We start from the raw sequence: 25,815 nt of genomic DNA, 5'->3' as shown, positions 1-25,815 counted from the left end.
GTCCACCCCGAAGACCACCTAACCTCAACGGAGAGGCTGCCAAATGACGGACGTTCTGATCTCTGCCAGCGAACTTGCCGATCTCTTGAAGACCGAACCGTGTGTCGTGATCGACACCCGCAATCCCGACGCCTACGGCGCCGGGCACCTGCCCAATGCCGTGAACGTGCACGACATCTTCACGTTCCTTGCGACCTCGACGCCCGAGGGCATCAGCGAGCTGAAGAGCAAATTCGCCGACGCCTTCGGCGCGGCCGGCCTCTCCGGCAAGGAAACGGCCGTGGTCTACGAGCAGTCGATGAATTCCGGCTTCGGCCAGTCCTGCCGCGGCTATTATCTGCTCACCATGCTCGGCTATCCCAAGGTGAAGGTGCTTCACGGCGGCTTCGATGCCTGGGCAGCTGCGGGCTTGCCGGTGACCAAGGACGTTCCGACCCCGGTGAAGGCCTCGTTCCCGATCGTGCCTGAAGCGGGCGACATCCTGATCGATGCGAAGACCATGCTCGCCGCCGTCGGCAAGCCCGGCATCGCGATCCTCGACGTTCGCGACGTCGACGAATGGATCGGCGACAGCTCTTCTCCCTATGGGAAGGATTTCTGCCCGCGCAAGGGCCGCATTCCCGGCGCCGTGTGGCTGGAGTGGTATCGCATGATGAAGCCGACCGGCGAGGGCCCGCGCTTCAAGTCCAAGGACGAGATCCTGGCGGAATGCGCCACCGTCGGCATCTCGCAGACCACGCCGGTCTAACTCTACTGCTTCAAGGGCGCGCGCGCCTCGAACACGTTCCTGGCGCTCAAGAACGCCGGCGTGAAGGACGTGCGGATGTATTTCGGCTCCTGGAACGAATGGTCGCGCGATCCGTCGCTGCCGATCGAGCAGGGCTTGCCGATTGCAGCTGATGTCACGACCAAGGCGGCCTGAGTGCACGCCTCGTCCTTCGAGACGACCGCTTCGCGGTCTCCTCAGGATGAGGCTAAGCGGCATCGGTGCATGTTGAAACTGCTGCCGCGCACTCCGCCCTCATCCTGAGGAGCCCACCTAAAGCGGGCGTCTCGAAGGATGCGTTGCCCGCGGACGAGGCGCAATTCCCAGCGCCTTGATCCGCGAGGCCAAGGTGGTCGGCTTGACGTCGAGCAATTCGGCCGCGCCGCCCGGGCCAAAGACTTTTCCCGAGCAGGCCTCGAGTGCGGCGAGAATGTTGGCGCGCTCGTGGTCGCGCATCTCGGATGAGGTCATGACCGCCGGGCGCGCATCGGCCTTCGGGCGAGCGGCGCCGGACAGAACCTGCGCGCCGGAGCCGTCGGGCAGATCGATGCGCAGACGGCCGTTCTGGGACAGGATCGCAGCGCGCTCGATCACATTCTGCAATTCGCGGACATTACCGGGCCAGTCGTAGCGGGTCAGTCGCCGCGCATCGCCCTCGGACAGACGCAGGTTCGACTTCAGCGCCTTGCCCTCGCGCGTCAGGAAGTGCTGGGCGAGCAACGGAATATCCTCGCGCCGTTCGCGCAAGGGGACGGTCTCGATCGGGAACACGTTGAGGCGGAAATAGAGATCCTCGCGGAAACGGCCGCGCTGGACTTCCTGCTTGAGGTCGCGATTGGTCGCGGCGATGACGCGGACGTCGACCGCGCGCGTGCGTGCCTCGCCGACGCGCTCGAAATGGCCTTCCTGCAACACGCGCAGCAGCTTGCCCTGGAGCTCGATCGGGATTTCGCCGACCTCGTCGAGAAACAGCGTGCCGCCGTCGGCCAGTTCGAAGCGGCCGATGCGGTCGCGCATTGCGCCGGTGAAGGCGCCGCGGACATGGCCGAAGAACTCGCTCTCAAACAATTCGCGCGGGATCGCGGCGCAGTTGACACGGATCAGCGGCCGGTCGCTGCGGATCGAGTCCTCGTGGATGGCGCGCGCGATCAGCTCCTTGCCGGTGCCGGATTCGCCGGTGATCATCACCGCCGCCGTGGTCGGCGCCACCAGCTTGACCTGGCGCAGCGTCTTCTGGATCGCCTCGCTTCCACCGATGATGCCGCGCGGATTGGTCTCGATGCGGATCTCCTCCTGCAGATAGGCGTTTTCCAGTTCGAGCCGCTCGCGCAGACGGTCGACTTCGGCAAGCGCCGCATGCAGCTTCTCGTCGGCCTCGCGGCGCTGGCTGACGTCGCGAAACACGACGACCGCGCCGACCACGACACCGCGGTCGCGGATGGGCGTGGAGGTGTATTCGACCCAGGCCGGCGAGCCGTCCTTGCGCCAGAACACCTCGCCATCGACCTGATGCACGGCGCCGTCACGGAACGCCGCATAGATCGGGCAGTCGTGATCGGGGTAGTGGCGGCCGTCGTGGTGGGTGTGGTGCACGATCGGATGGATCTCCTTGCCGACCAGCTCTTCGGCGGTCCAGCCCAGCATCCGCTCCGCCGCGGGGTTCACGAAGGTGGTCTTTCCTTCCGCGTTCACGCCATAGATGCCTTCGCCGGCGGCGCGCAGGATCAGCTGGTTCTCGCGCTCGATGTCCTGAAAGACGCGCTCGACCCGCTGCCAGGTCGATATGCCGCTGCGCATGTGATCCTCGGCGGCGGCATCGACATTGCGCCGGCGGCGCGCGTCGAGATCGGTCAGCGCGAGCAGCAGCAGCGTGCGGCCGTCATGCGGCAGCACACAGCCTGCATATTCGAGCTGGAGATCTTGCCCCGTTGCGTGGCGGGGAGTGAGCGCCGTGGTCCAGTAGGCGCCCTTGTGCAGCACGGCCTGGGTGAAGACGGTGAGGGCCGGAAGCTCGCCGGCGTGGAGTTTGCTGGGTCTGGTCTGCCGCAGCAGCGCGCGGTCATAGCCGAGCAGGGCGCAGGCGGCGGGATTGGCATCGACGATCTGGTCGCTGAAGGGATCGACCAGCAGTGTCGCCTCGACCGAGGATTCGAACGCTGCGACGCGCGGATCGATCGGGGGAGTCATGTCGTCGTGGACGGGCATCGGCATCGGTGCCATTGCGAAATCTCGTAATTGAACTACGAAATCTCGTTTATCACGAATTTTCGTAGTGACCAAGCTTGATTGAAAGTGCTGCGTCGTCAAGGTGCTGGCCGATGTGGCGGCCGTGGCATGCTCCTTGCGTAATCCTTCCTCGCAACGACGCGCAGGAGGGCTGATGTCCACGTTCGACAATTCGTTTGATCCCGACCGCAACCTTCGGGCCGGCTGCGCCTGTGGCCAGCACCGATCCGCGGCAGAGCATGACCAGGCAGCCGCGGCGCTGCGTTGCGAGCCCGTCGAGGGCGAGGAGAAGCGCTACGAGGGCGTCGTCGCCTCTGCCGTGATGCGCGCGATGTTTCCGCAGGACGTGGCGCGCCGCGCCTTCCTGAAATCGGTCGGTGCGTCGACCGCGCTCGCGGCGCTGTCGCAATTCTTCCCGCTTCAGACCGCGACCGAAGTGTTCGCGCAGGCCGGCGCGCCCGAGAAAAAGGACCTCAAGGTCGGCTTCATTCCAATCACCTGCGCCACGCCGATCATCATGGCGGCGCCGATGGGCTTCTATGCCAAGCACGGCCTCAATGTCGAAGTGGTCAAGACCGCCGGCTGGGCGGTGATCCGCGACAAGACCATCAACAAGGAATACGACGCCGCGCACATGCTGGCGCCGATGCCGATCGCGATCTCGCTCGGCCTGGGTGCCAACGCCATTCCGTTCGCCGTCCCTGCGATCGAGAACATCAACGGGCAGGGCATAGTGCTCGCGACCAAGCACAAGGACAAGCGCGATCCGAAGGACTGGAAAGGCCTGAAATTCGCCATCCCCTTCGACTATTCCATGCACAATTACCTGCTGCGCTATTATCTCGCCGAGCACGGCATCGACCCTGATACCGACGTGCAGCTTCGCTCGGTGCCGCCGCCGGAAATGGTCGCGAACTTGCGCGCCGCAACATCGACGGCTTCCTCGCGCCCGACAACATTTGTCAGCGCGCGATCTATGACGGCGTCGGCTTCATGCATCTGCTGTCCAAGGAGATCTGGGACGGCCATCCCTGCTGCAGCTTCGCCGCCAGCCGCGAATTCATCACGACGGCGCCGAACAGCTTTGCGGCGCTGACGCGGGCCATCGTCGATGCCACCGCCTATGCGTCGAAGGCGGAGAACCGCAAGCAGATCGCGGAGGCGATCGCGCCGGCGAACTACATCAACGCGCCGGTCACGGTGCTGGAGCAGGTCCTGACCGGCACCTATGCCGACGGCCTCGGTGGGGTGAAGACCGATCCCAAGCGGGTCGATTTCGATCCGTTCCCCTGGCAGTCCTTCGCGGTCTGGATGCTGACGCAGATGAAGCGCTGGGGCCAGATCAAGGGCGACGTCGACTACAAGGCGATCGCCGAGCAGGTGTACCTCGCCACCGACACCAAGAAGCTGATGACCGAGATGGGGCTGTCGCCGCCTGCAAGCGCGTACAAGTCCTTCGCGGTGATGGGCAAGAATTTCGACCCGGCCAAGCCGGAGGATTACGTGGCGAGCTTCAAGATCAGGAAGGCGTCGTGAGCACGCCACTCTCGCCATCGTCATCCCGGCAAACGCCGGGACCCATACCGCGAGGGCTTGCAAGATGACATCCTCCCTCCGCCTACGTGCCGGCCTCGTCTCCATCGTGCTGCTCGCCGCGTTTCTTTGCATCTGGCATCTCGCCACGCGCTCGACGGCCCCCGTCGCTACCATGAGTCCGGAATACGCCAAGCTGATGGGCCTGACCGCGACGCAGGGCAAATCGGCAATGCCCGGACCGCTCGACGTCGGGGCCAAGCTCTGGGAGCATCTGAAGCGGCCGTTCTACGACAACGGGCCGAACGACAAGGGGCTCGGAATCCAACTCGGCTATTCCATCGCGCGGGTCGGCACCGGCTATCTGCTCGCCGTGCTGGTCGCGATTCCGCTCGGCTTCCTGATCGGCATGTCGCCGCTGCTCAGCAAGGCGCTCGATCCCTTCATCCAGGTGCTGAAGCCGATCTCGCCGCTGGCGTGGATGCCGCTCGCGCTCTACACCATCAAGGACTCCTCGGTTTCCGCGATCTTCGTCATCTTCATCTGCTCGATCTGGCCGATGCTGCTCAACACCGTCTTCGGGGTTGCCAGCGTGCGCAAGGAATGGATCAACGTGGCGCGGACGCTGGAGGTCGGGACCGTCAGGCGCGCCTTCACGGTGATCCTGCCCGCGGCGGCGCCGACGATCCTGACCGGCATGCGCATCTCGATCGGCATCGCCTGGCTCGTGATCGTTGCCGCCGAGATGCTCGTCGGCGGCACCGGTATCGGCTACTTCGTCTGGAACGAGTGGAATAACCTCTCGATCACCAACGTCATCATCGCGATCCTGCTGATCGGGGTCGTCGGCATGCTGCTCGACCAGATCCTCGCGCGCTTCACGCGCATGGTCACGTTTCCGGAGTAGGGCAAGTGACCGACAAATTCGTCTCCATCGAAGGCATCGCCAAGCGTTATCCCGGTGCGGGCGGCGCGACGACAACCGTGTTCGAAAACCTGTGGCTTTCGATGGCGCGCGGCGAGTTCTGTTGCGTGATCGGCCATTCCGGCTGCGGCAAGACCACCGTGCTCAACATCCTCGCCGGCCTCGATGCGCCGAGCGAGGGCGCCGTCATCGTCGACGGCCAGGCGATCTCGGGCACCAGCCTCGACCGCGCCGTGATCTTCCAGAGCCACGCGCTGCTGCCCTGGCGCACCGTGCTCGGCAACGTTGCTTACGCCGTCAGCTCGAAATGGCGGAGCTGGGATCGCGCCAAGGTGAGGGCGCATGCGCAGACCTTCATCGATCTCGTCGGTCTCACCGGCTCCGAGCACAAGCGGCCGTCTGAACTGTCGGGCGGCATGAAGCAGCGCGTCGGCATCGCGCGGGCGCTGTCGATCACGCCGAAGATGATGCTGATGGACGAGCCGTTCTCGGCGCTGGACGCGCTGACGCGCGGCACGCTCCAGGACGAGGTCCGGCGCATCTGCCTCGAGACCGGGCAGACCGCGTTCATGATCACCCATGACGTCGACGAAGCGATCTATCTCGCCGACAAGATTTTCCTGATGACCAACGGTCCCGGCGCGGTGCTGGCCGAGGTGGTCGAGAATCCGCTGCCGCGGGATCGCGGCCGCATCGATCTGCACCGCCATCCGCTCTACTACGCCTTGCGCAACCACATCATCGATTTCCTGGTGACGCGCAGCAAGACCTTTGCCGCCGAGACACCCGATCACGATCCTCGCAACGTGCCGATGGTGCACATCGGCAAGCCCGGATTGACGATCGCCTCGAACGGCGAGGAGCCACGCCAGACCTGGACCCCCGGGACCAGTCCCGGACTGACCGCCTGACACGGAGACCCCTGATGAAACGCGAAGATCTCACCGAAAAGCTGCTCGACATCAAGCGCGAGAAGGGATGGAGCTGGAAGCATATCTGCGAGCAGATCGGCGGCTATTCCGAAGTGCTGATCGTCGGCGCGATCCTCGGCCAGATGAAATTGACGAAGCCGCAGGCCGCCAATGCCGGCGAGCTGTTCGGCCTGTCGAAGGCCGAAGTTGCGATGCTCAACGAGGTGCCGATGCGCGGCACCGGCACGCCGATGCCGCCGACCGATCCTCTGATCTACCGCTTCTACGAGATGGTGATGGTGAACGGCCCGGCCTGGAAGGCGCTGATCGAGGAGGAGTTCGGCGACGGCATCATGTCGGCGATCGACTTCGACATGGGAATCGAACGCGTCGCCAACCCGAAGGGCGACCGCGTCAAGATCACCATGAGCGGCAAGTTCCTGCCGTACAAATATTACGGAGCCAGCGGCAACGTGCCGGAATACGGCTTCAAGGAGGGGTGATGGAGGTGAGTGGCGAATTGCGAATAGCGAATGGGGACGCCCAATTAGCCATTCGCCACTCCCTGATCGCCTAATTTACTTCCCCGCCTTCACCTCGGCAGCCGCCACCGCGAGCAGTTCGCTCATCTTGGCGCGAATCGCCTGCTCGGTGACCGCGACGTTCTTGGCGGCGAAATCGGCCGTGATCTTGCGCAGGACGTCGGCATCGCCGGCCTCCTCGAAATCCGACGCGACCACCTCCTTGGCATAGGCGGTGGCGGCATCACCGGTAATGCCGAGCTTTTCGGCCGCCCACAGGCCGAGCAGCCGGTTGCGGCGGGCTTCCGCCTTGAACTTCTGCTCCTCGTCGAGGGCATACTTCTTCTCGAAGCCTTCCTGGCGCTTGTCGAACTCGCTCATGCCTTGTTCCAAATCCCCTGCTTGAATGGCGCGGGAGCCTTCCGTTGCGGCGACCCGGCTGCATGCCTACATAGATAGCACGAATCGGCAAAACAACGGGCCGTTAAGCCGCAGGCAAGATGGTATAAGTTGGCGCCGGACGGCCGGATCGATTGTGCTGGGACAGCCAATCGGATAGGTTGCCTAAAGGCTTGGTTCCCGTTCTGTTTCCAAGGGTTTATAGATGGGTTCCCAGCCGTTCACGGCAGCTCCGCTGTGGGTCGTAATCCTAGTCAACCGGAGCACACCAAATTCATGGATTTCAACAAAACACGGTACATCCCCATGAGCCGTCGGCGTCGCATTTATGAAGGCAAGGCAAAGGTTCTGTATGAAGGCCCGGAGCCCGGTACCCTGATCCAGCACTTCAAGGACGACGCCACAGCGTTCAATGCGAAAAAGCATCAGGTGATCGAGGGCAAGGGTGTCCTCAACAACCGGATCTCGGAGTACCTGTTTCAGCACCTCAACGACATCGGGGTGCCGACCCATTTCATCCGTCGGCTCAACATGCGAGAGCAGCTGATTCGCGAGGTCGAGATCGTGCCGCTCGAGGTGGTGGTGCGGAACGTCGCCGCCGGTTCGCTGTCGCAGCGCCTGGGCATCGAGGAGGGCACGCAGCTGCCCCGTTCGATCATCGAATTCTACTACAAGAACGACCAGCTCAACGACCCCATGGTGTCGGAAGAGCACATCACCGCCTTCGGCTGGGCGACGCCGCAGGAGATCGACGACATCATGGCGCTCGCCATCCGCGTCAACGATTTCCTCACCGGCCTCTTCCTCGGCATCGGCATCCGTCTCGTCGACTTCAAGATGGAGTGCGGGCGCCTGTTCGAGAACGAGATGATGCGCATCATCGTCGCCGACGAGATCTCGCCGGATAGCTGCCGTCTCTGGGACATCAAGTCGAACGAGAAGCTCGACAAGGATCGTTTCCGCAGGGATCTCGGCGGCCTGCTCGAGGCCTATACCGAGGTCGCAAAGCGTCTCGGCATCCTCATGGAGAACGAGCGTCCGGCGGGCTCCGGCCCGGTGCTGGTGAAGAGCTAAAAGGGGTTTTCGACGTGAAGGCACGTGTCACCGTTACCTTGAAGACGGGCATCCTCGATCCGCAGGGCAAGGCCATCGAAGGCGCGCTGAAGTCGCTCGGCGTCGACGGCGTCGCCAGCGTCCGCCAGGGCAAGGTGTTCGACATCGAGCTCGCCGGCGCCGACAAGGCCAAGGCGGAAGCCGCGCTGAAGGAGGCCGCGGACAAGCTGCTGGCGAACACCGTGATCGAGAATTATCGGGTGGAACTGCTCGGGTGAGCAGGATGGCTCACAGCCATCCGACGCTGCGAAAACGCCAGTACAGGGAGCCGCATGCCGTCAGCATCACGCCGAGCAGCATGTAGTAGCCGTACTCCCATTCCAGTTCCGGCATGTGCTTGAAGTTCATGCCGTAGATGCCGGCGAGCGCGGTCGGGATCGCGATGATCGCGAGCCACGAGGCGAGCTTCTTGGACACCGCCGTCTCCTGGGCCTGGCCGACCAGCAGGCTGGCCTCGAAGGCGAAGGCCAGCACCTCGCGCATGGAATCGATGCGCTCCTGGATGTTGCGGACGTGGTCGGTGACGTCGCGAAACAGCGGCTGCATGGCCTGCCGCACCATCGACAGCTCGTCATGCTCGAGCCGGCGGCAGACCTCCACCAGCGGGCCGATCGCGGTCCTGAGCCGCAGCAGGTCGCGGCGCAGCATGTAGAGCCGCTCGATCTGCGCTTTGCTGAGCGGCTTGGAGAGCACGTCGTCCTCGATGCCTTCGACCTCCTCGTGAATGCTCTCGAGCACGGGCGAGTAATTGTCGACGATGAAATCGAGGATGGCGTAGAGGATGTAGTCCTCGCCGCGCGCGAGCGCCCGCGGGCAGCTCTCGCAGCGTTCGCGCACCGGTGTGTAGGACGTCGAGGCGCCGTGGCGCACCGAGACCAGATAGCCTTCGCCGACGAAGATATGCGTCTCGCCGAAGGCGATCCGGCCCTCGATCAATTGCGCGGTGCGCGCCACGATGAAAAGGGCCTCGCCATATTGCTCGATCTTGGGTCGCTGATGGGCGTGGTTGGCGTCCTCGATCGCGAGCTCGTGCAGGTCGAACTGCTTCTGGACCGCGCCGAGCAGCGTCATGTCCGGCTCGTGCAGGCCGATCCAGACCACGTGGCCGGGCTTGGCCCGCCAGCTCGAGGCCTCGCTGATGGCGATATTGGCGACGCGCCGGCCGTCGACATAGGCGCCGGCGGCGACGACGCCCTCGGTGGGCACCGGCTCGGAGGGGGATGCGGGCAGCGACGGGACGTTCATGGCTTCAATCCCGGGCGAAACGACTGGCCGATCGGCATGCGACTATCGCCTGTGTACAAGGCGCTCGACCAAGGCTAGCACTGGTAAAATCCCCGTCAAATGGTTATGTCCCTTCACGAATTGGCCCTTCGGCCAGCCCCGATTCCCGCCCACCGTCGGAACCCCTGCCATGAAAGCCGCCATCCTCGTCTTTCCCGGAATCAACCGCGAGCGCGACATGGCGCGTGCGTTGAGGCTGATCTCGGGCAGCGAGCCTGCGATGGTGTGGCACGCCGAGACGTCGCTGCCGGCGGGCACCGATCTCGTGGTGGTGCCGGGCGGCTTTTCCTACGGTGACTATCTGCGCTGCGGCGCGATTGCGGCGCGGGCTCCGGTGATGGATGCGGTGCGCGGCTATGCCGCCAACGGCGGGCTCGTGCTCGGCGTCTGCAACGGTTTTCAGATCCTCTGTGAATCCGGCCTGCTGCCGGGCGTGTTGATGCGCAACGCGCGGCTGAAATTCATCTGCCATGACGTGCATCTGCGCGTCGAGCGTTCCGACACGCCGTTCACCCGCGGCTACAATGCCGGGCAGGTGATCCGCGTGCCGGTCGCGCATGGCGAAGGCAATTACGAGGCGGACGAGGAGACCATCAAGCGGCTCGAGGGCGAGGGGCGGGTGCTCTATCGTTATTGTTCGCCTGAAGGTGTGGTCGACGAGGCCCACAACATCAACGGCGCGGCGCACTCCATCGCCGGCATCGTCAACGACAAGGGCAACGTGCTCGGCATGATGCCGCATCCGGAAAACCACGTCGAAGACATCATGGGCTGCACCGACGGCCGCGGCCTGTTCGCCGGCCTGGTCCAGCACCTGGAAAAGGCTGCGTGATTTCGCTCGTAGTGAAGCGTGCCCTCGCCGCAGTCGCGGCGCTGGCGTTCGCAACATGCGCATCCGCGCAAGATTATCCCAAGCGTCCCATCACAATGATCGTGCCGTTCGCGGCCGGCGGCACCTCGGACGTGATCGCGCGCACGGTCGCCGAGCAGATGGGCATCGCCCTCGGCCAGACCATCGTGATCGAGAACGTTGCCGGTGCCGGCGGCTCGACCGCGCTGGCGCGCGCCTCCCGCGCCGAGCCCGACGGCTACACCATCGCGATCGGCAACGCCGGCACCAATGCTGCGACCTACACGATCTATCCAAAGCTGCCGTTCACGCCTGAGTCCTTCGTGCCGATCGCCATGGTGGCGAAGACCTTCGGCATCATCGCGCTGCGCAAGGACTTTCCTGCGAAGGATCTGAAAGAGTTCATCGCCTACGCGAAGGCCAATCCCGGCAAGATCAATCTCGGCCATGCCGGCGTCGGCTCGTCGAACTACCTGATCTGCAAGAGCTTCGTCACGGCAGCCGGGATCGACGCGACGCTGGTCGGCTATCGCGGCGCCGCGCCTGCGCTGACCGATGCCGTCGGAAGCCAGATCGACGGCGTCTGCGATGCGGCAGCCTCGGTCTCGCAATCGATCAACGAGAAGCTGGTGAAGGGTCTGGTCGTCGGCTCGACCGTGCGGCTCGCCACGCTCCCGGACCTGCCGACGTCGGCCGAAGCGGGCCTGCCCGAATTCGAGGCTCAGGGCTGGAACGGCCTGTTCGCGCCCAAGGGCACGCCGCCGGCCGTCATCGCCAAGTTGAATGCCGCCGCGCGCACGGCGGTGGAGACCGACGCGGTGAAGAAGCGCTTCGCCGACCTCTCGACCGTTACGCCCGATTCCGACGAGCACGCGCCCGAAGTGCTGCAGAAGCTCGTGACGCGCGACGTCGAAAAATATCGGAAGATGCTGGCCGACGACGCCAAGTGACCGCCTCGCCGTCGGCCGCCGAAAGTGGTGTTACAGCATGATCCAGGAAAAGTGTGCAGCGGTTTTCCGAAAAGATCATGCTCAAACAATCACCTGAAGCGCGATGACGATTCATCCAATCGCATCGCGCTTTAGTCAGCCGGGATAAACCGGAGTGTGCCTGCTCGACGGGTTGGCTTGCCGGTATCGTTGGTGTGATTGACGCCGTCCATGACGGGCACCTCGGCAAAGTCGAATGGGCTTACCCCGTCCAGGCAGGCCACGTTGACGGCGTATGATGTCGTGTCAGATCGCCGTTGATGATGGGTGTATATTCCGCAGCGAGAACAGAAGAAGTGTTGCGCCGATCCGGTATGGAAGCGGTAGGTTGTGAGCGCGTCCTCGCCCTGCAGGAACTTGAACCCTCCCATTTCCGCCATGACAACGACGGCGCCTCGCATCCGGCAGTAAGAGCAAGTGCAGCGGCGGATCGAATTGAAGCCGTCGCTGAGCGTCGCCTCGAAGCGCACCGCACCGCAATGGCACTGGCCGGCCCAAACGTTCGTATCGCTCACCATGTTGTCTGTTTCTCCTGTTCAGATTGATTCCACGGCCACAGCTTGGTTGAGTCCAGACCCTAGCGCAGCTTGAGCTTCTCCGCAGGCACCGTCATCGCGGCAACGCCGGCCATCACCAGCAGCAGGCCCAGCGCCAAATTCGACGGCACGCTCTCGCCGAGCAGCAGCACGGAGAGGCCGACGCCGATCGGGATGCGCAAATAACCTTGCGCGTTCGTCGTCAGCGTGCCGAGCCGGCCGAGGCAGACGTAGAACAGCATCAGGCCCAATGCGCTGGAGACGATGCCCATGACGATGGTGGCGACAATCGCCGTCGGCGTCGGGTGCAGCGTCCAGGGCTGGTCGATGAGCAGCGAGGGCGGCAGCAGCACAAGGCCGCCGAACAGCAGCGAGCCGGCGGCCACCACCATCGGGTCGTACTCGGAGAGGCGGAGGCCGAAGATGGTCGCGCAGGCAAAGGAGATCGTGGCGAGCAGGATCGCGATCTCCGCCACGATCTCGCTGCCAAGGCCATGCAGGGCATCGAGCCCGACGATCGCGACGGTGCCGGCAAGCCCCAAAACCGCGCCGGCGAGCTTGAGCAGCGTCGCCGGCTCGTGCCGCGTGATCAGCGAGGTGATCAGGAAGGCGAAGATCGGCGTCGTCGAGGCCAGCACCACCGTGTTCGAGGCCGGCACATATTGCTGCGACCAGGTGATGATCAGGAACGGGAAGGTCGAGTTGATCAATTGCTGGGTCGCGAACAGCTTCCAGGCTTTCGCGTCCGGAGCTATGGCTGATTTTGGGTGACGCGGCCTGATCAGGCGGCGTGGCTTTCAGTGTTCGGAATGACTTCGATTCCGTCGATGAACTTTACACCGGCGATGACTTTCGGCAACTGGTTCGTGCTCTTCAATCGCCGCCAGGTCTTCGATGCGGCGTCGATGAGCTTGAACACCATCAGCTTCGCAGTTTGTTGCGACAGCGATCCCTTGGTCCGCACCGTTCGGTGGCGCACCGTGGCGAAGACGCTCTCGATCGGGTTCGAGCTGCGTAGGTGGATCCAGTGCTCAGCAGGGAAGTCGAAGAAGGCGAGCAGCGCATGGCGATCCTTGATCAGGCACTCCACCGCACGTCCGTATTTGACGTGGTATTTCTCGACGAAGACGTCGATCGCGGTTTCAGCTTCGGCCCGGTGTGGGGCCAGATAGATGTTCCGCAGGTCGTTCTTCATGGGGCCCTGCACGGATTTGGCGACCTTGTCGAGTACGTTGCTCACTTTATGGCACCAGCATCGTTGGTGCCGCGTGCCGGGAAAGGCCTCGTCCAGTGCCTTCCAGAAGCCGAGGGCGCCGTCGCCGATGGCGAGTTGCGGGGCAATCCGTAACCCGCGTTGCCGCAGGTCGATCAGGAGTTCGCGCCAGCTCTGCGCGCTCTCGCGCACGCCGACCTGGAAGCCGATCAGCTCCTTCTTGCCTTCCGGCGTGGTGCCAATCAGCACCAGCATGCATTCGCTGTGATCTTCCATGCGGGCCTGCAGGTACACGCCATCGGCCCAGATGTAGACATAGCGACGCGCCGACAGATCGCGTCTCTGCCAGCGTTCGTACTCGACCTGCCAATCGGCCTTCAGGCCGGCGATCACCGAAGGCGACAGGTTCGGCGCATCCTTGCCGAGCAGCGCCGAGAGCGCCTCCTGGAAGTCGCCGGTCGAGATGCCGCGCAAATAGAGGACCGGGATCAAGGCATCCAGGCTCTTCGTCCGCCGCGCCCATAGCGGCAGGATTGCCGAACTGAAGCGGAGGCGGTCGCCTCGCCCGCTCGCTCCGCGGTCGCGGACCTTGGGACGAGCGACCTCCACCGGACCGATGCCGGTCGCAATCTCGCGCACCGGACCGTGCCCATGTCGGACCAGGCGCGCTCGACCGTCGGGCAGCGTCAGATTGGCCGTGCTGGCCAGAAACGCGCCAACCTCGATCTCGATCGCCCTGGCAAGCAGGTCCCGCGCGCCGGCACGAACGATATCGGTCAGTGGATCATCAACCGCGGACGGCTGACGGAAAGCAAGAACATTGGTAGTCTCGGTCATGGCGTATCGCTCTCCTCGAGAGGTTCTGGCAGGCTCGTCACCCGCCTCGATACGCCGCCTTCCTCACACCGTCATCACCCAGATTCCGCCATAGCTCTCGCGTCGGTCGGAATCCTGATCCCGCGCACCCACAGGATCGCGAACAGGAAGGCGGCCGCGATCAGTGAGCGCGCCGAGATGAAGGTGATGGGCGGGATGGTGGGAAGCGCCAGCTTGGTCAGCGGATAGGTCGAGCTCCAGCAGCAGGCGAGCGCGAGCAGCAGCGCATAGTCGCGCCAGTTGCGTGCGCCGGTGGCGGGTATGGACGGCAACGGCGTCGATGCGGACGCCGTTTTGCGGCCCGCCTCCGATGTGCTCTGCGGCACCTTGTTCTTGCTCCCCGGCGCGAACGCGCTTGCCGGAAGTCTGGGCGAGGGGGCGCAAAAAGGGAAGCCGCGAAGCTATGCGTTTGGCTGAGGGAGCGCCTTCCGCTTCATCCGCTTGATCGTGCCGGAAAAGGTGAGCAGCACGCGCGTCCCGGACGTCATCTTGCCGCGCAGGAAGATAAGCGAACCGCCGGCGCGGGTGACCTCGCCGGTGCATTCGATCAGCTCGCCCTCGCGTGCCGCGTCGAGGAATTCGCAGGCGAAGTTGGTCGTCACCGCCCGGCTGTCCAGGACATGGGTGGCGATCGCAAACAGGGAGTAGTCGGCAAAGGCCATGTAGCAGCCGCCATGGACGTTCCCGGAGCCATTGAGGTGCTTTTTCTCGACCCGGAAGGCGCAGCGGACGCTGCCGTCCGCCTCGATCAGGTGCCAGAATGGGCCGACATGGGACTCGAAACTGTCGCGAATCCAGGTCCGCCAGCCCACAAACTCGCCTTCGGTGGCGACGTGGAGGTCGGGGCGGCGGGGCGGAGGTGCTTTGGTCAATTCGTGCAAAGGAAATCAGGCCTTCAATTGCGGGTCTTGAGCCCTTAAATCCGATCCGTCCGCGCCGTGCAATTCCCGTTCCCGCGGGGCCCCCGGCGCAAAACGTGGGACAGCGGGAAAATGCGCCATAAAGGGCTTTTCGAAGCCGTCCGATGTTCCTAAGAACGGCCAAACCGCCGCCGAAAGCCTCGAATCCATGAAGAATGAACCCAAGATCACCCCCGAACTGGTTGCCGCCCACGGGCTCAAGCCCGACGAGTATGAGCGCATCCTGAAGCTGATCGGGCGGGAGCCGACCTTCACCGAGCTCGGCATCTTCTCGGCGATGTGGAACGAGCACTGCTCGTACAAATCCTCGCGAATCCATCTGCGCGGGCTCCCGACCAAGGCGGCCTGGGTGATCCAGGGCCCGGGCGAGAATGCCGGCGTGATCGACATCGGCGACGGCCAGGCCGTGGTCTTCAAGATGGAGAGCCACAACCACCCGAGCTATATCGAGCCGTACCAGGGTGCGACCACCGGCGTCGGCGGCATCCTGCGTGACGTCTTCACCATGGGCGCGCGCCCGATCGCCTGCCTCAATGCGCTCAGCTTCGGCGCGCCCGAGCACCCGAAGACGCGGCATCTCGTGTCCGGTGTCGTGGCGGGCGTCGGCGGCTACGGTAATTCCTTCGGCGTGCCGACGGTCGGCGGGCAGGTGCGCTTCCACACCCGCTATGACGGCAACATCCTGGTCAACGCGATGGCCGTCGGCCTCGCCGATGCCGACAAGATCTTCTATGCGGCCGCCTCCGGCGTGAACATGCCGATCGTGTATCTGGGCTCCAAGACCGGGCGCGACGGCATCCACGGCGCCTCGATGGCCTCAGCCGAATTCGACGATAAGTCCGAGGAGAAGCGCCCGACCGTGCAGGTCGGCGATCCCTTCGCCGAAAAGCTGCTGCTGGAAGCCTGCCTCGAAATCATGGAGAAGGGCTGCGTCATCGCGATCCAGGACATGGGCGCGGCTGGCCTGACCTGTTCGGCGGTGGAGATGGGCGCCAAGGGCGATCTCGGCGTCGACCTCGATCTCGATGCGGTGCCGACCCGCGAGACCGGCATGAGCGCCTACGAGATGATGCTCTCGGAGAGCCAGGAGCGCATGCTCATGGTGCTCAAGCCCGAGAAGGAGAAGGAAGCCGAGGAGATCTTCACGAAGTGGGGGCTCGATTTTGCGATTGTCGGCTACACCACGCCGAGCAAGCGTTTCGTGGTCAAGCATGGCGGCGACGTGATGGCTGATCTGCCGATCAAGGAGCTTGGCGACGAGGCGCCGGTCTATGATCGCCCGCATGTCCCCTCCGCCGCGCTGCCGGTCGTGCACGCCCGCGACGTGCCGGCGCCTATGGGCCTCGGGCCTGCGCTGGAGAAGCTGATCGGAACGCCCGACATGTGCAGCAAGCGCTGGGTCTGGGAGCAGTACGACCACGTCATCCTCGGCAACACCATGCAGCGTCCGGGCGGCGATGCCGCCGTGGTGCGCGTTGAGGACGGGCCGAAAGGCCTGGCGCTGACCGTCGACGTCACGCCGCGCTATTGCGAGGCCGACCCGTTCGAGGGCGGCAAGCAGGCGGTGGCGGAAGCCTGGCGCAACATCACCGCGGTCGGCGGCAAGCCGCTCGCGATCACCGACAATCTCAACTTCGGCAACCCTGAAAGGCCCGAGATCATGGGCCAGTTCGTCGGCTGCCTGAAGGGCATCTCGGAAGCCTGCCGCACGCTCGACTTCCCGGTCGTCTCCGGTAACGTCTCGCTCTACAACGAGACCAACGGCCGTGCGATCCTGCCGACGCCCTCGATCGGCGGCGTCGGCCTGCTCGACGATTTCACCAAGTCAGCTTCGCTCGCCTTCAAGGCCGAGGGCGAGGCGATCCTGTTGGTCGGCGAGACCCATGGCTGGCTCGGCCAGTCCGTGTACCTGCGCGACATCTGCGGCCGCGAGGAGGGCGCGCCGCCGCCGGTGGATCTCGCCGCCGAGAAGCGCAACGGCGATTGCGTGCGCGGCATGATCCATGCGGGCACCGCGACTGCTGTGCACGACCTCTCCGACGGCGGCCTCCTGATCGCGCTGGCCGAGATGGCGATGGCGGGCGGGATCGGCGCAAAACTGCTCGCGGCGCCGACTGCGCTGGTGCCGCAGGCCTATTGGTTCGGCGAGGACCAGGCGCGCTATCTCGTCACCGTGCCGGAAGCGGAAGCCGGCCGCGTGCTCGCCAAGATGCGTGGCTGCGAAGTGCCGTGCGTGCGGATCGGCACCACCGGGGGCGATGCGATCGCCATCGCGGGCGAAGCACCGGTCGCGATCGACACGCTGCGCAAGTCGTTCGAACGCTGGCTGCCGGAATATATGGGCGGCAAGGCGGCCTGAGACGGCGCGACATTCTCCGTCATCGCGAGGAGCCGTAGCCCGGATGAACGAAGCGATATCCGGGTCCTTGTCGACATGTTTTCCCGGATGTCGCTACGCTCATCCGGGCTACGAATTACTCACAGCACGTGCGAGGCCCCCGGAATCTTCCGCAAGCCCGCCGTCACGCCCCAGCTCAGGATCACCGTGAGCACGAAGCCGACCGCGGCCTTCACGATCGCAGGCAGGCTGTAATCGTACAGCGCGTACTGGATCCACAACGCGATCGGGTAATGCACCAGGAACATGCCATAGGCATCGGCCTGCATGCGGTCGAGCAGGTTCGGCCCCGGCGCTTTCGAATGCAGGAAGAAAGCGAGGATCGCGAGCATGATCGAGGCCGAGAACAGCACGAAGAACGTGCCGTAGAACACATCGTACCAGGGCGGCAGCGGATCGGGATTACCGAGAATCTCGCGCTTGATGTAGATCATGCCCCACATCAGGCAGTAGGGGATCAGCGTGACGATGACCCACTGCCAGCGGCTGTTCGGCAACTGGCCCTCGGCGCCGAGGATGCCGTGATCAAAGTTCGCGGCACCGACGCTGGCGCCGATGAAGAAATAAGCGAAGTAGAGCAGGACACGGCTGGCCTGCACCGAGAACGGCCCGAACTCGAACCATTCGTTGACGCCGTAATAGACCAGCGCCGGAATGTAGGCGACCAAGCTGACGACGACGAGCAGCAGCCAGAAGGCGGCCGGCTGTTCGAACCCACGCAGCGAGACGCGATTGACCGGATCGACCAGATGCGCCGAGACCCGGTAGAGCAGGCTTGCGATCAGGTCGAAGGCGAGCAGAACCCACACGAACCAGACCGGGCCGCTCGGCCACGGGCCTGACGTCACCGTCTTCCACCAGAACGCGGCGAAGGTCAGCTCGGGCTCCTGCCGCAGCGCGATCGCGTAATAGGCGAGCGGGATGACGGTGAGGGCCGCGATCGCGAATGGCAGCCCCAGCCGCAACAGGCGGTCGCGCAGAAACACCGATGGCGCCTTCCGCGCGATGCCCGGCCAGGTGAACAGGCCCGACAGGAAGAAGAACATCGCCATGAAGAAGCTGTCGGTGGCGAGCACGATGATGTCGAAGCCGATCCAGGAGGTCGGATCGGTGTGGCCGAAATAGGTGTAGGGAATGACGGCGTGATGCAGCAGCACCACCAGCGTCAGGAAGGTGCGGGCGCGGTCGAGCGCCAAATTGCGCGCCTTGCTCATTGGCGCGGCGTGAGCCTCCGCGCCCATTCTCGCTGAATGTGACACCGTGATCATGGCCGCCCCGATAGCGCTTCTGTCCCGTTCGGACTGTGCCGCCGGGAACTTGATTCAGCAAGGGTCAGAGCCTTCCCGGGCTCCGATGCGGTTAGGAACCAGTTCCGCATGGCGCAGTTAGCATCCGCGAAAAGGGCTTGAGGGGCCGCCAAAGGCGGCAGCAATTTCGGAGCTGGCCATGACGATCCTGAAATGGGCGTTGATCTTCCTGCTTGTCTCGATCGTGGCCGGCGTGTTCGGCTTCACCGACATTTCGGCCGCCTCCGCCGATATCGCCCGCTTCCTGTTCTACGTCTTTGTCGTGATCTTCCTGGTCCTGCTGATACTGGGCCTCACGATCTTCAGGGCTTAGCGGGGCCGGCGCGCCGCACGCTCAGTCATGATAACGGCCTTGAGCCGGCGTCCAGGAAGGCCGGGAGGGGCCCCGGCCATGACGGCGGCGTATGGAGCGCGCTACCCCACTTCTTCGATCTTAACCTTGTCCGGATAGAAGGCGAGATGGCCGGCAATTTCGGTCATGGCGGGGAAGGGCGTCTCATAAGTCCAGATTGCGTTGTCCAGCATCTTGCCGTCGGCCTTGACGCTGAAATAGCTCGCATCCCCCTTGTACGGGCAGTGGGTGACACGGTCGGTGCGCTCCAGCAGGGCCATGTTGGTGTCCTCTCGTGGCACATATTGCACCGCCGGGTATTTGGCCTCCTTCAGGGTCAGCGCCTTGCCGGTCTCGGCGATGACGATGTCGCCTGCGGTCACCCGGACGCGCCGGGGATTTGGGGTGATGGTGATGGGGTGGTCGGGCCCTGGAAGCTTCATGATTTCACGCCTTTTCGATCAATCTGCCGCGCGCGGCACTTTGTCGTGCCTTTATCCTGATGGGATCACGGATATAGTGCCGGAAGGCGTGACGGAGAAGGCCGTTCACGCTAAGTTTGCGCTTGCCGGCGAGGGGACCCCGGCAGCGATTCGACGCTTGGACCAGAAGGAGCGAGACCCGAATGCCCATGGACGCCCACGATATCGAGGCGATGATCAAGGCAGCGATCCCCGATGCCGAGGTGACCATCCGTGACCTCGCCGGCGACGGCGACCACTATGCCGCGACCGTGATCTCGGAATCCTTCCGCGGCAAGTCGCGCGTCCAGCAGCACCAGATCGTCTACCAGTCCCTGCAGGGCCAGATGGGGGGCGTCCTGCACGCGCTGGCGCTGCAAACCGGCGTGCCCGGCACCTGACCTGATCGTGCCACGGGGGCGATGATGGCTGCGGACAATCCTCGCGGCGCGATGTTTCGCGTTATCGTGCCGAGCCAGCACAGCCGCGTCACCTTTGTCGAGCTGTTCTTCGACCTCGTCTTCGTCTTTGCCGTCACGCAAATCTCGCACTCGCTGCTGCATCATTTCACGCCGCTCGGCGCGGTGCACGTCGCGGTGCTGTTTCTCGCGGTGTGGTGGGTGTGGGTCTACACCGCCTGGGTCACCAACTGGCTCAATCCCGAGCTGACGCCTGTCCGCCTCCTGCTCTTTTCGATGATGCTGGGCGGCCTCGTGCTGTCGACGACGATCCCGACCGCGTTCGAGGGGCGCGGCCTGTGGTTCGCGATTGCCTACGCGAGCATGCAGGTCGGACGTACCGCATTCTGGCTGTTCGCAACGCCGCGGCATCGAACGGCCGTGCGGCACAACGCGATCCGCATCCTGACGTGGTTGTCGATCTCCGCGGTCCTGTGGATCGCAGGCGGTCTGTCCGAGGGAGATACGCGGCTATGGCTGTGGATCGCGGCGGTGACATGGGAATACATCTCGCCGGCGGCACGCTTCTGGGTCCCGAAGCTCGGGTTTTCCTCGCTCGAGGCTTGGGCCGTCGAAGGCGGCCACATGGCCGAGCGCTGCGCGCTGTTCGTCATCATCGCGCTGGGTGAAGCCGTCGTCGTCAACGGCGCCACCTTCGCCGAGCTCGAGTGGACCGCGAACAACATCCTGGCCTTCGTCTCGGCGCTGGTCGGCGCCATCGCGATGTGGTGGATCTATTTTCACAAGGGCGCGGAGGCCGGAGCCGAGCGCATCTCGAAGTCCGCCGAATCCGGCCGCCTGGCCCGGCTCGCCTACACCTATCTGCACACGCCGATCGTGGCCGGCATCATCCTGACCGCGGTCTCGGATGAGCTGGTGCTGAAGCACCCGACCGGCCATTCCGACACCCGCACCATCGTGAGCACGGTCGGCGGCCCACTGGTGTTCCTGGTCGGCACCATTCTTTTCAAGTACGCGATCCGCGGCTTCCTCCAGCTCTCGCACGGGATCGGCATCACCCTGCTGCTGGTGCTGTGGTGGTTCGCAGCCGACCTCTCGCCGCTCTGGCTGTCGGTCGCCACCACGATGATCATGATCGTCGTGGCGGTGTGGGAGTCGGTGTCGCTGGGATCCGAGGCGGAGGAAGCGGCGGAGCATTGAGCCCCGGCGCTACTCCGCCACCTCGAGCGCGTGCACCGAGAACATGTTCGCCGCGTCCGTCCAGCTCGCGCGGACGCGCCAGCCTGCGCCCTGCGCCAACGCGGCGAAGCGCTCGATGCTGTATTTGTAGCTGTTCTCGGTGTGGATGCTCTCGCCCGGGCGGAACGAGAAGCTGGTGCCGAGCAGCCGCACGGTCTGGCTCTTCTTGCTGATCAGGTGCATCTCGATCCGGTGCCGCTCGCGATTGTAGATCGCGCGATGGGTGAAGGCGGAGAGATCGAAATTGCCGCCGAGCTCGCGATTGATGCGCACCAGCACATTCAGGTTGAAGCGCGCGGTGACGCCGGCAGCGTCGTTGTAGGCGTCAAAGAGGATCCGCTCGTCCTTCTCGAGATCGGCGCCGATGATCATCTGCGCGCCCTTGCCGAGAATCTTGCGGGCGCTCCTCAGGAAGGCCTGGGCCTCTTGCGGCTCGAAATTGCCGATGGTCGAACCAGGGAAGAAGCCGACCTTCGGTATGGATGCAACCTGCTTGGGCAGCTCGAACGGCGTGGTGAAGTCGGCGGCGACCGGATAGATGCCGAGCGTCGGGAAGTCCCGCTTCAGCCCGTTCGCTTGCGCCTTCAGGAAGTCGCCAGAGATATCGACGGGGACATAGGCCGCGAACCTGCAATGATTGAGCAGCAGGCGGACCTTCGTGGTCGCGCCGGCGCCGAACTCGACGAGCGCCGCGTGCTCCGGAATGATGTTTGCGATCTCGCCCCCGCGCTCTCTCAGGATCGCAAGCTCCGTGCGCGTCGGATAATATTCCGGCAGGCGCGTGATCGCCTCGAACAGCTCCGATCCCGTCGCGTCATAGAAGTATTTCGGCGACAGCTTTTTCGGCTGCTGCGAGAGGTCCTCGATGGCCTCGCGGGCAAAGGCGGTGGTCTGCTCGTCGGGAAGATGGGCCTCGGCCAAAGCGCTGGCGTGCACATTCATGATACTCTCCTGAACGCGCTGTCCGGCGCGCATTGATCGTCGGATGAACCTGAAGCGCGATGAGGCCGCGCTTCAGGCTGTCGTTTGAGCATGATCTTTTCGGGAAACCGCTGCACACCTCTCCGGATCATGCTCTAGTCGTAATCGGCGAGCCGCAGTCCGGTGAACTGCCAGCGGTGGTGCGGATAGAAGAAGTTGCGATAGGTGATACGGCTGTGGCCTTGCGGAGTTGCGAGCGAGGAGCCGCGCAGCACCAGCTGGTTGACCATGAACTTGCCGTTGTACTCGCCGAGCGCGCCTTCGACGGCCCGGTAACCGGGATAGGGTGAATAGGAGCTGCGGGTCCATTGCCAGACGAGGCCGAAGGCGTCGTTGAGCTGGCCGGCGCGGGCGGCGACCTCCCATTCCATCTCGGTCGGCAGGTGTTTTCCGGACCAGCGCGCGAAGGCGTCGGCCTCATAGTAGCTGATGTGGCAGACGGGCGCGTCCGGATCGACCGGCTTGAGGCCGGCCAGCGTCATCACGTGCCATTGGCCGTCGACCTCGCGCCAATGGCCCGGCGCCTGCCAGTCCTCCTTGCTTGCCGTGGCAAAACCGTCCATCAGCCACAGCGTTGCGCTCCGATAGCCGCCGTCGCGCATGAAGGCGAGCCACTCGGCATTGGTGACGAGGTTGCGCGCGATTCTGACGGGGCCAACGAGGGCGCGGTGCGCCGGCTTCTCGTTGTCGAAATGGAAGCTGTCGTCGACATGGCCGACGGTGTGGATGCCCTCGTTCAGCGCCAGCCAATCCTCGCCGCCGCGGGTGGAAGCCGGAAAGCGCCAGTCCGGATCGTAGGCCGGCGAGACCGGATTCTGCGCGAAGGCATGCAGGATGTCGGTGAACATCAATTCCTGATGCTGCTGCTCGTGGTTGAGCCCGACCTCGACCAGGGGCGCGATCTCGCGAAGCTTGTCCGCACCGGCCCCACGGAAGAATTCGACGACGGCCGCATCGACATGGCGCCGATAGGCGCCGACCTGGTCGGCGCTCGGCCGGGTGATGTCGCCGCGATGATTGCGGGCATGTCGCGGGCCGGCGCTGACGTAATAGGAATTGAACAGGAACGCGAAATCGGGGTGGAAGGGCCGGTAGCCCGCAGCGTGCCCGCCGAGCAGGAATTGCTCCCAGAACCATGTGGTATGGGCCCGGTGCCATTTGGTCGGGCTGGCATCGGGCATGGACTGGATCTGCTGGTCCTCTGGTGACAGCGGCGCGGCCCGCCGTTCGGTCTCATTGCGGACGGTGAGAAACGCCGCTTCCAGCCGATCGGCGAGGTCGTCCGGACGGGAAGACGGTGACGAAAGCTGTGGGGCGGCCGTAGCTGAGGCTTGTTTCGTCACGTTTTTCTCCAGACAGGACAAGAGAACGTTGTTCGCGCGACCCGGTTCCATAACGAGGGTTCGTCCTAGATAGGGGCTCCTTTACGGTATGAAAGTCCTCTCCGGCCCCGCGGGTCACTTCAAATTCCTCCGGGTGTGGTCAGTCAAATTCCTCCACCCGCGAGGCAGGACAAGGGACTGTTAGTTTGAGTTTGTTTCCCGGGCAAGAGCTTCAGCGGCTTCTTTGAGCCGATAGCTGCGTCCGTCGAACTCAAGCAGATGGCAATGATGCATAAGGCGATCGAGGATCGTCGTGCTCATAGTGTTGTCCCCAAGGTATGCCCCCCAATCCTGCACGACGCGATTGGAGGTGACGATGACGCTGCGGCGCAGTTTGTAACGCTGATGGATCAGGGTCTGCAGCAAAGTGCCGGCGTCGTCGGGGATGGCGCGTGCGAGGAATAGAGAGCTGGCCCCGGTTGTTTGGACAGCGCCCCGCTGGATTTAAGTGGATTCCTGCCGGGTTATGCTGAACGCGGGGCTTTACGGTTTTGTCGTTGCGTCGGGAGGGCGTAGCCCGACCAGAGCGACGACAAAACCGTCGGCGACGGTCATGCGGCCATCACCATAGCTTGCGTGCCGAAGTAAGCCTCGTCGGGCGTGCGCCCGTCAAGGCTCGAGTGAGGGCGTCCCTGATTGTAGAAGGCCAGATACTTGGCAATTGACGCTCGCGCCTCGGACACGCTGTCGTAGGCGCGGAGATATACTTCTTCGTATTTGACCGTGCGCCAGAGCCGCTCGACAAACACGTTGTCGCGCCAGGCGCCCTTGCCGTCCATGCTGATGGCGATCTTCGCGTCCAGCAGCACATCGGTGAACTCGAGGCTGGTGAACTGGCTGCCCTGATCCGTGTTGAAAATCTCGGGCCTGCCGTGCTTCGCCAACGCCTCCTGGACCGCTTCGACGCAGAAGGCCGCCTCCATTGTGATCGAGACGCGATGGGCCAGGACCCGTCGGCTGAACACATCGACGACCGCCGCGAGATAGACGAAGCCACGCCGCATCGGAATGTAGGTGATGTCCATTGCCCACGCATGGTCGGGCCGCTCGATCTTCAATCCGCGCAACAGGTACGGGTAGATCTTGTGACCCGGAGCCGGCTTGCTCGTGTTCGGGCGACGATAGACCGCCTCGATCCCCATGCGCTTCATCAGCGTCGCGATGTGGCGGCGACCGGCGTATACGCCCTCCCGCCGCAGCAACGATCGCAGCATACGCGCTCCCGCGAAGGGATAATCGAGATGCAGCTCATCGAGCCGACGCATCAAGGCAAGGTCCTCGGCCGAAACTGGCCGAGGTTCATAGTAGACCGTGCTGCGAGCCAGCTTCAGGACCTTCGCCTGGCGCACGATAGAAAGATCATGATCGCGGTCGATCATCGCTTTGCGCTCAGCAGGCCCGCCTTGGTGAGCGCGCCGGACAAAAAATCGTTTTCCAACGCCAGCTCGCCGATCTTGGCATGTAACGCCTTCAAATCGACCGGCGTCTCGGCCGATGTCTTGTCATGCCCAAACACGCCGGCGGCGCCTTCCAGGAGCTGGTTTTTCCAGATCGTGATCTGGTTCGGATGAACATCAAACAGTTGCGCCAGCTCCGCCAGTGTCTTGTCGCCTTTGACCGCAGCCAAAGCAACCTTCGCCTTGAATGCCGGAGAATGCGTCCGGCGGCTCTTCTTCGTCATCTTCGCTCCTGATTCGCAGCAAGAATCCTCGCCGCTGTCAGGCAGAAAATCCACTCAAGCTACTGTCCGAATTTGCGGGGCCAGCTCTCACTTCCCCGGGGGAATTTGCCTCCGCACCGGCCCGCAGCGCCTGATAACGCCGGATCGTCTTGCGATCGACACCCGTCAGCCGGTGAATCTCGCGCTGGCTGGTGTTGCGATCAAGTAATGTAAGTACGGTGCTTTGCAGATGTCGCTTCAAGACGTTCAACTCCCCGGCCCCTTGCTGGCTAAAGGGGTCGAACATAAACGTCCTGCCTGACCGGCTACTGCTGTTCAGCGGCGCTGACGGCGATCATCAGGTGGGGGAGTTTCAAGTGACCATACCCGGGGGATTTTGACCGACCCACGGGGTCTCCGGCGATGATATTGATGTCATCAGCCTATGGACCTGTTGGGCTCTGCACGGCCGCAAGGGGCCTGTCGCCGCCATTTTACTTTGGATGCACAACGGTTTGGGCTACATATATGGGTAGGTATCGGGTTAAATCGGTCGAGCCGGCCCGAAATGATGG

22 protein-coding genes and 6 pseudogenes are annotated in these 25,815 nt (G+C 63.9%); 13 read left to right on the top strand and 15 right to left on the bottom strand.

Translation table 11 applies throughout. The features are described 5' to 3' along the window. Positions 1 to 43 precede the first annotated feature (43 nt). Positions 44 to 922: pseudogene (locus ABIF91_RS42265) on the top strand (sulfurtransferase). Positions 923 to 1,039: 117 nt separating this feature from the next. Here ABIF91_RS42265 and ABIF91_RS42260 read toward each other — a convergent pair. Beyond that, a complete protein-coding gene (locus ABIF91_RS42260) occupies positions 1,040 to 2,986 on the bottom strand; it encodes a sigma 54-interacting transcriptional regulator (protein ID WP_028178838.1) in 1,947 nt (648 codons plus the stop codon). Between the two features lie 160 nt (positions 2,987 to 3,146). On the opposite strand from ABIF91_RS42260, the pseudogene ABIF91_RS42255 reads away from it, so the two are divergent. From ABIF91_RS42255 to cynS, 4 genes and pseudogenes are all read left to right on the top strand, one after another. Further along, positions 3,147 to 4,528 (top strand): annotated as a pseudogene (locus ABIF91_RS42255) (CmpA/NrtA family ABC transporter substrate-binding protein). A gap of 64 nt (positions 4,529 to 4,592) precedes the next feature. Further along, positions 4,593 to 5,432: a nitrate ABC transporter permease gene (ntrB, locus tag ABIF91_RS42250; protein WP_028178837.1), complete on the top strand. Its 840-nt coding sequence runs from the start codon at positions 4,593 to 4,595 to the stop codon at positions 5,430 to 5,432. A 5-nt stretch (positions 5,433 to 5,437) separates the two neighbouring features. After that, positions 5,438 to 6,361 carry an ABC transporter ATP-binding protein gene (locus tag ABIF91_RS42245; RefSeq protein WP_028178836.1) on the top strand — a complete coding sequence of 308 codons (924 nt, stop codon included), beginning with the start codon at positions 5,438 to 5,440 and terminating at the stop codon, positions 6,359 to 6,361. A 14-nt stretch (positions 6,362 to 6,375) separates the two neighbouring features. Next, positions 6,376 to 6,864 carry a cyanase gene (cynS, locus tag ABIF91_RS42240; RefSeq protein ID WP_050995055.1) on the top strand — a complete coding sequence of 163 codons (489 nt, stop codon included), beginning with the start codon at positions 6,376 to 6,378 and terminating at the stop codon, positions 6,862 to 6,864. Positions 6,865 to 6,939: 75 nt separating this feature from the next. Here cynS and ABIF91_RS42235 read toward each other — a convergent pair whose 3' ends face one another. After that, positions 6,940 to 7,263, bottom strand: coding sequence for a DUF1476 domain-containing protein (locus ABIF91_RS42235; RefSeq protein ID WP_028178835.1), 324 nt, complete (start codon positions 7,261 to 7,263; stop codon positions 6,940 to 6,942). A gap of 324 nt (positions 7,264 to 7,587) precedes the next feature. On the opposite strand from ABIF91_RS42235, the gene purC reads away from it, so the two are divergent. Next, positions 7,588 to 8,355, top strand: a complete 768-nt coding sequence (gene purC / locus ABIF91_RS42230) for a phosphoribosylaminoimidazolesuccinocarboxamide synthase (RefSeq protein ID WP_008974302.1) — start codon at positions 7,588 to 7,590, stop codon at positions 8,353 to 8,355. A gap of 14 nt (positions 8,356 to 8,369) precedes the next feature. Then, positions 8,370 to 8,612: a phosphoribosylformylglycinamidine synthase subunit PurS gene (gene purS / locus ABIF91_RS42225; protein WP_025037302.1), complete on the top strand. Its 243-nt coding sequence runs from the start codon at positions 8,370 to 8,372 to the stop codon at positions 8,610 to 8,612. A 10-nt stretch (positions 8,613 to 8,622) separates the two neighbouring features. On the opposite strand, the gene ABIF91_RS42220 is transcribed toward purS, so the two are convergent. Further along, positions 8,623 to 9,639 (bottom strand): magnesium and cobalt transport protein CorA, encoded by a 1,017-nt coding sequence (locus ABIF91_RS42220; protein ID WP_028178834.1) that lies wholly within the window; start codon positions 9,637 to 9,639, stop codon positions 8,623 to 8,625. Between the two features lie 169 nt (positions 9,640 to 9,808). On the opposite strand from ABIF91_RS42220, the gene purQ reads away from it, so the two are divergent. Then, the gene (purQ, locus tag ABIF91_RS42215; RefSeq protein WP_028178833.1) at positions 9,809 to 10,510 is read left to right on the top strand and encodes a phosphoribosylformylglycinamidine synthase subunit PurQ; all 702 of its coding nucleotides are present in this window, start codon (positions 9,809 to 9,811) and stop codon (positions 10,508 to 10,510) included. Then, positions 10,507 to 11,478 (top strand): tripartite tricarboxylate transporter substrate binding protein BugD, encoded by a 972-nt coding sequence (locus ABIF91_RS42210; RefSeq protein ID WP_035673417.1) that lies wholly within the window; start codon positions 10,507 to 10,509, stop codon positions 11,476 to 11,478. Before purQ ends, ABIF91_RS42210 begins: the two co-directional genes overlap by 4 nt. A 131-nt stretch (positions 11,479 to 11,609) precedes the next feature. Here the strand turns inward: ABIF91_RS42210 and ABIF91_RS42205 are convergent, their stop codons facing one another. From ABIF91_RS42205 to ABIF91_RS42185, 5 genes and pseudogenes are all read right to left on the bottom strand, one after another. Further along, positions 11,610 to 12,035, bottom strand: a complete 426-nt coding sequence (locus ABIF91_RS42205) for a GFA family protein (RefSeq protein ID WP_028182350.1) — start codon at positions 12,033 to 12,035, stop codon at positions 11,610 to 11,612. Positions 12,036 to 12,094: 59 nt separating this feature from the next. Beyond that, positions 12,095 to 12,808 (bottom strand): annotated as a pseudogene (locus ABIF91_RS42200) (DMT family transporter); the annotation flags it as partial. A 26-nt stretch (positions 12,809 to 12,834) separates the two neighbouring features. Beyond that, positions 12,835 to 14,103: an IS256 family transposase gene (locus ABIF91_RS42195; protein WP_424579600.1), complete on the bottom strand. Its 1,269-nt coding sequence runs from the start codon at positions 14,101 to 14,103 to the stop codon at positions 12,835 to 12,837. Between the two features lie 92 nt (positions 14,104 to 14,195). Next, positions 14,196 to 14,468 (bottom strand): annotated as a pseudogene (locus tag ABIF91_RS42190) (EamA family transporter); the annotation flags it as partial. Positions 14,469 to 14,543: 75 nt separating this feature from the next. Continuing rightward, complete coding sequence (locus ABIF91_RS42185; protein WP_028181496.1) at positions 14,544 to 15,023, bottom strand: PaaI family thioesterase; 480 nt, start codon at positions 15,021 to 15,023, stop codon at positions 14,544 to 14,546. Positions 15,024 to 15,210: 187 nt separating this feature from the next. Here ABIF91_RS42185 and purL point away from each other — a divergent pair, with 187 nt between their 5' ends. Then, positions 15,211 to 17,421 (top strand): phosphoribosylformylglycinamidine synthase subunit PurL, encoded by a 2,211-nt coding sequence (gene purL, locus ABIF91_RS42180; protein WP_035673410.1) that lies wholly within the window; start codon positions 15,211 to 15,213, stop codon positions 17,419 to 17,421. A gap of 119 nt (positions 17,422 to 17,540) precedes the next feature. Here purL and ABIF91_RS42175 read toward each other — a convergent pair whose 3' ends face one another. Then, positions 17,541 to 18,728: an acyltransferase family protein gene (locus ABIF91_RS42175; RefSeq protein WP_284282723.1), complete on the bottom strand. Its 1,188-nt coding sequence runs from the start codon at positions 18,726 to 18,728 to the stop codon at positions 17,541 to 17,543. Positions 18,729 to 18,906: 178 nt separating this feature from the next. On the opposite strand from ABIF91_RS42175, the gene ABIF91_RS42170 reads away from it, so the two are divergent. After that, complete coding sequence (locus tag ABIF91_RS42170) at positions 18,907 to 19,080, top strand: DUF1328 domain-containing protein (RefSeq protein WP_028181493.1); 174 nt, start codon at positions 18,907 to 18,909, stop codon at positions 19,078 to 19,080. Positions 19,081 to 19,181: 101 nt separating this feature from the next. Here ABIF91_RS42170 and ABIF91_RS42165 read toward each other — a convergent pair whose 3' ends face one another. After that, on the bottom strand, positions 19,182 to 19,541 hold the full coding sequence (locus ABIF91_RS42165) for a DUF427 domain-containing protein (RefSeq protein ID WP_028181492.1): 360 nt from the start codon (positions 19,539 to 19,541) through the stop codon (positions 19,182 to 19,184). A gap of 182 nt (positions 19,542 to 19,723) precedes the next feature. Between ABIF91_RS42165 and ABIF91_RS42160 the strand changes: the two genes are divergently transcribed. Both ABIF91_RS42160 and ABIF91_RS42155 read left to right on the top strand, forming a co-directional pair. Further along, a complete protein-coding gene (locus ABIF91_RS42160; RefSeq protein ID WP_008139419.1) occupies positions 19,724 to 19,960 on the top strand; it encodes a BolA/IbaG family iron-sulfur metabolism protein in 237 nt (78 codons plus the stop codon). A 24-nt stretch (positions 19,961 to 19,984) separates the two neighbouring features. Then, positions 19,985 to 21,178: a low temperature requirement protein A gene (locus tag ABIF91_RS42155; protein ID WP_028181491.1), complete on the top strand. Its 1,194-nt coding sequence runs from the start codon at positions 19,985 to 19,987 to the stop codon at positions 21,176 to 21,178. Positions 21,179 to 21,187: 9 nt separating this feature from the next. Here ABIF91_RS42155 and egtD read toward each other — a convergent pair whose 3' ends face one another. The 5 genes and pseudogenes from egtD to ABIF91_RS42130 all read right to left on the bottom strand — a co-directional run. Next, positions 21,188 to 22,159, bottom strand: coding sequence for an L-histidine N(alpha)-methyltransferase (gene egtD / locus ABIF91_RS42150; protein ID WP_028181490.1), 972 nt, complete (start codon positions 22,157 to 22,159; stop codon positions 21,188 to 21,190). A 134-nt stretch (positions 22,160 to 22,293) separates the two neighbouring features. Further along, positions 22,294 to 23,592, bottom strand: a complete 1,299-nt coding sequence (egtB, locus tag ABIF91_RS42145) for an ergothioneine biosynthesis protein EgtB (RefSeq protein WP_028181489.1) — start codon at positions 23,590 to 23,592, stop codon at positions 22,294 to 22,296. Positions 23,593 to 23,721: 129 nt separating this feature from the next. Further along, a pseudogene (gene istB / locus ABIF91_RS42140) lies at positions 23,722 to 23,985 on the bottom strand (IS21-like element IS1631 family helper ATPase IstB); the annotation flags it as partial. Between the two features lie 146 nt (positions 23,986 to 24,131). Beyond that, positions 24,132 to 25,261, bottom strand: a protein-coding gene (locus tag ABIF91_RS42135; RefSeq protein WP_129557670.1) for an IS3-like element ISRj2 family transposase whose coding sequence is annotated in 2 segments (ribosomal slippage) — positions 24,132 to 25,009 and positions 25,009 to 25,261 — 1,131 coding nt in all. Because the reading frame shifts where the segments join, the coding sequence is not laid out codon by codon here. A 55-nt stretch (positions 25,262 to 25,316) separates the two neighbouring features. Beyond that, positions 25,317 to 25,547 (bottom strand): annotated as a pseudogene (locus ABIF91_RS42130) (IS21 family transposase); the annotation flags it as partial. Positions 25,548 to 25,815: the final 268 nt, after the last annotated feature.

The sequence above is a fragment of the Bradyrhizobium sp. USDA 241 genome, assembly GCF_049739505.1.
Classification (GTDB): Bacteria; Pseudomonadota; Alphaproteobacteria; order Rhizobiales; family Xanthobacteraceae; genus Bradyrhizobium; species Bradyrhizobium liaoningense.
This window is presented reverse-complemented; position numbering and strand designations above follow the sequence as displayed.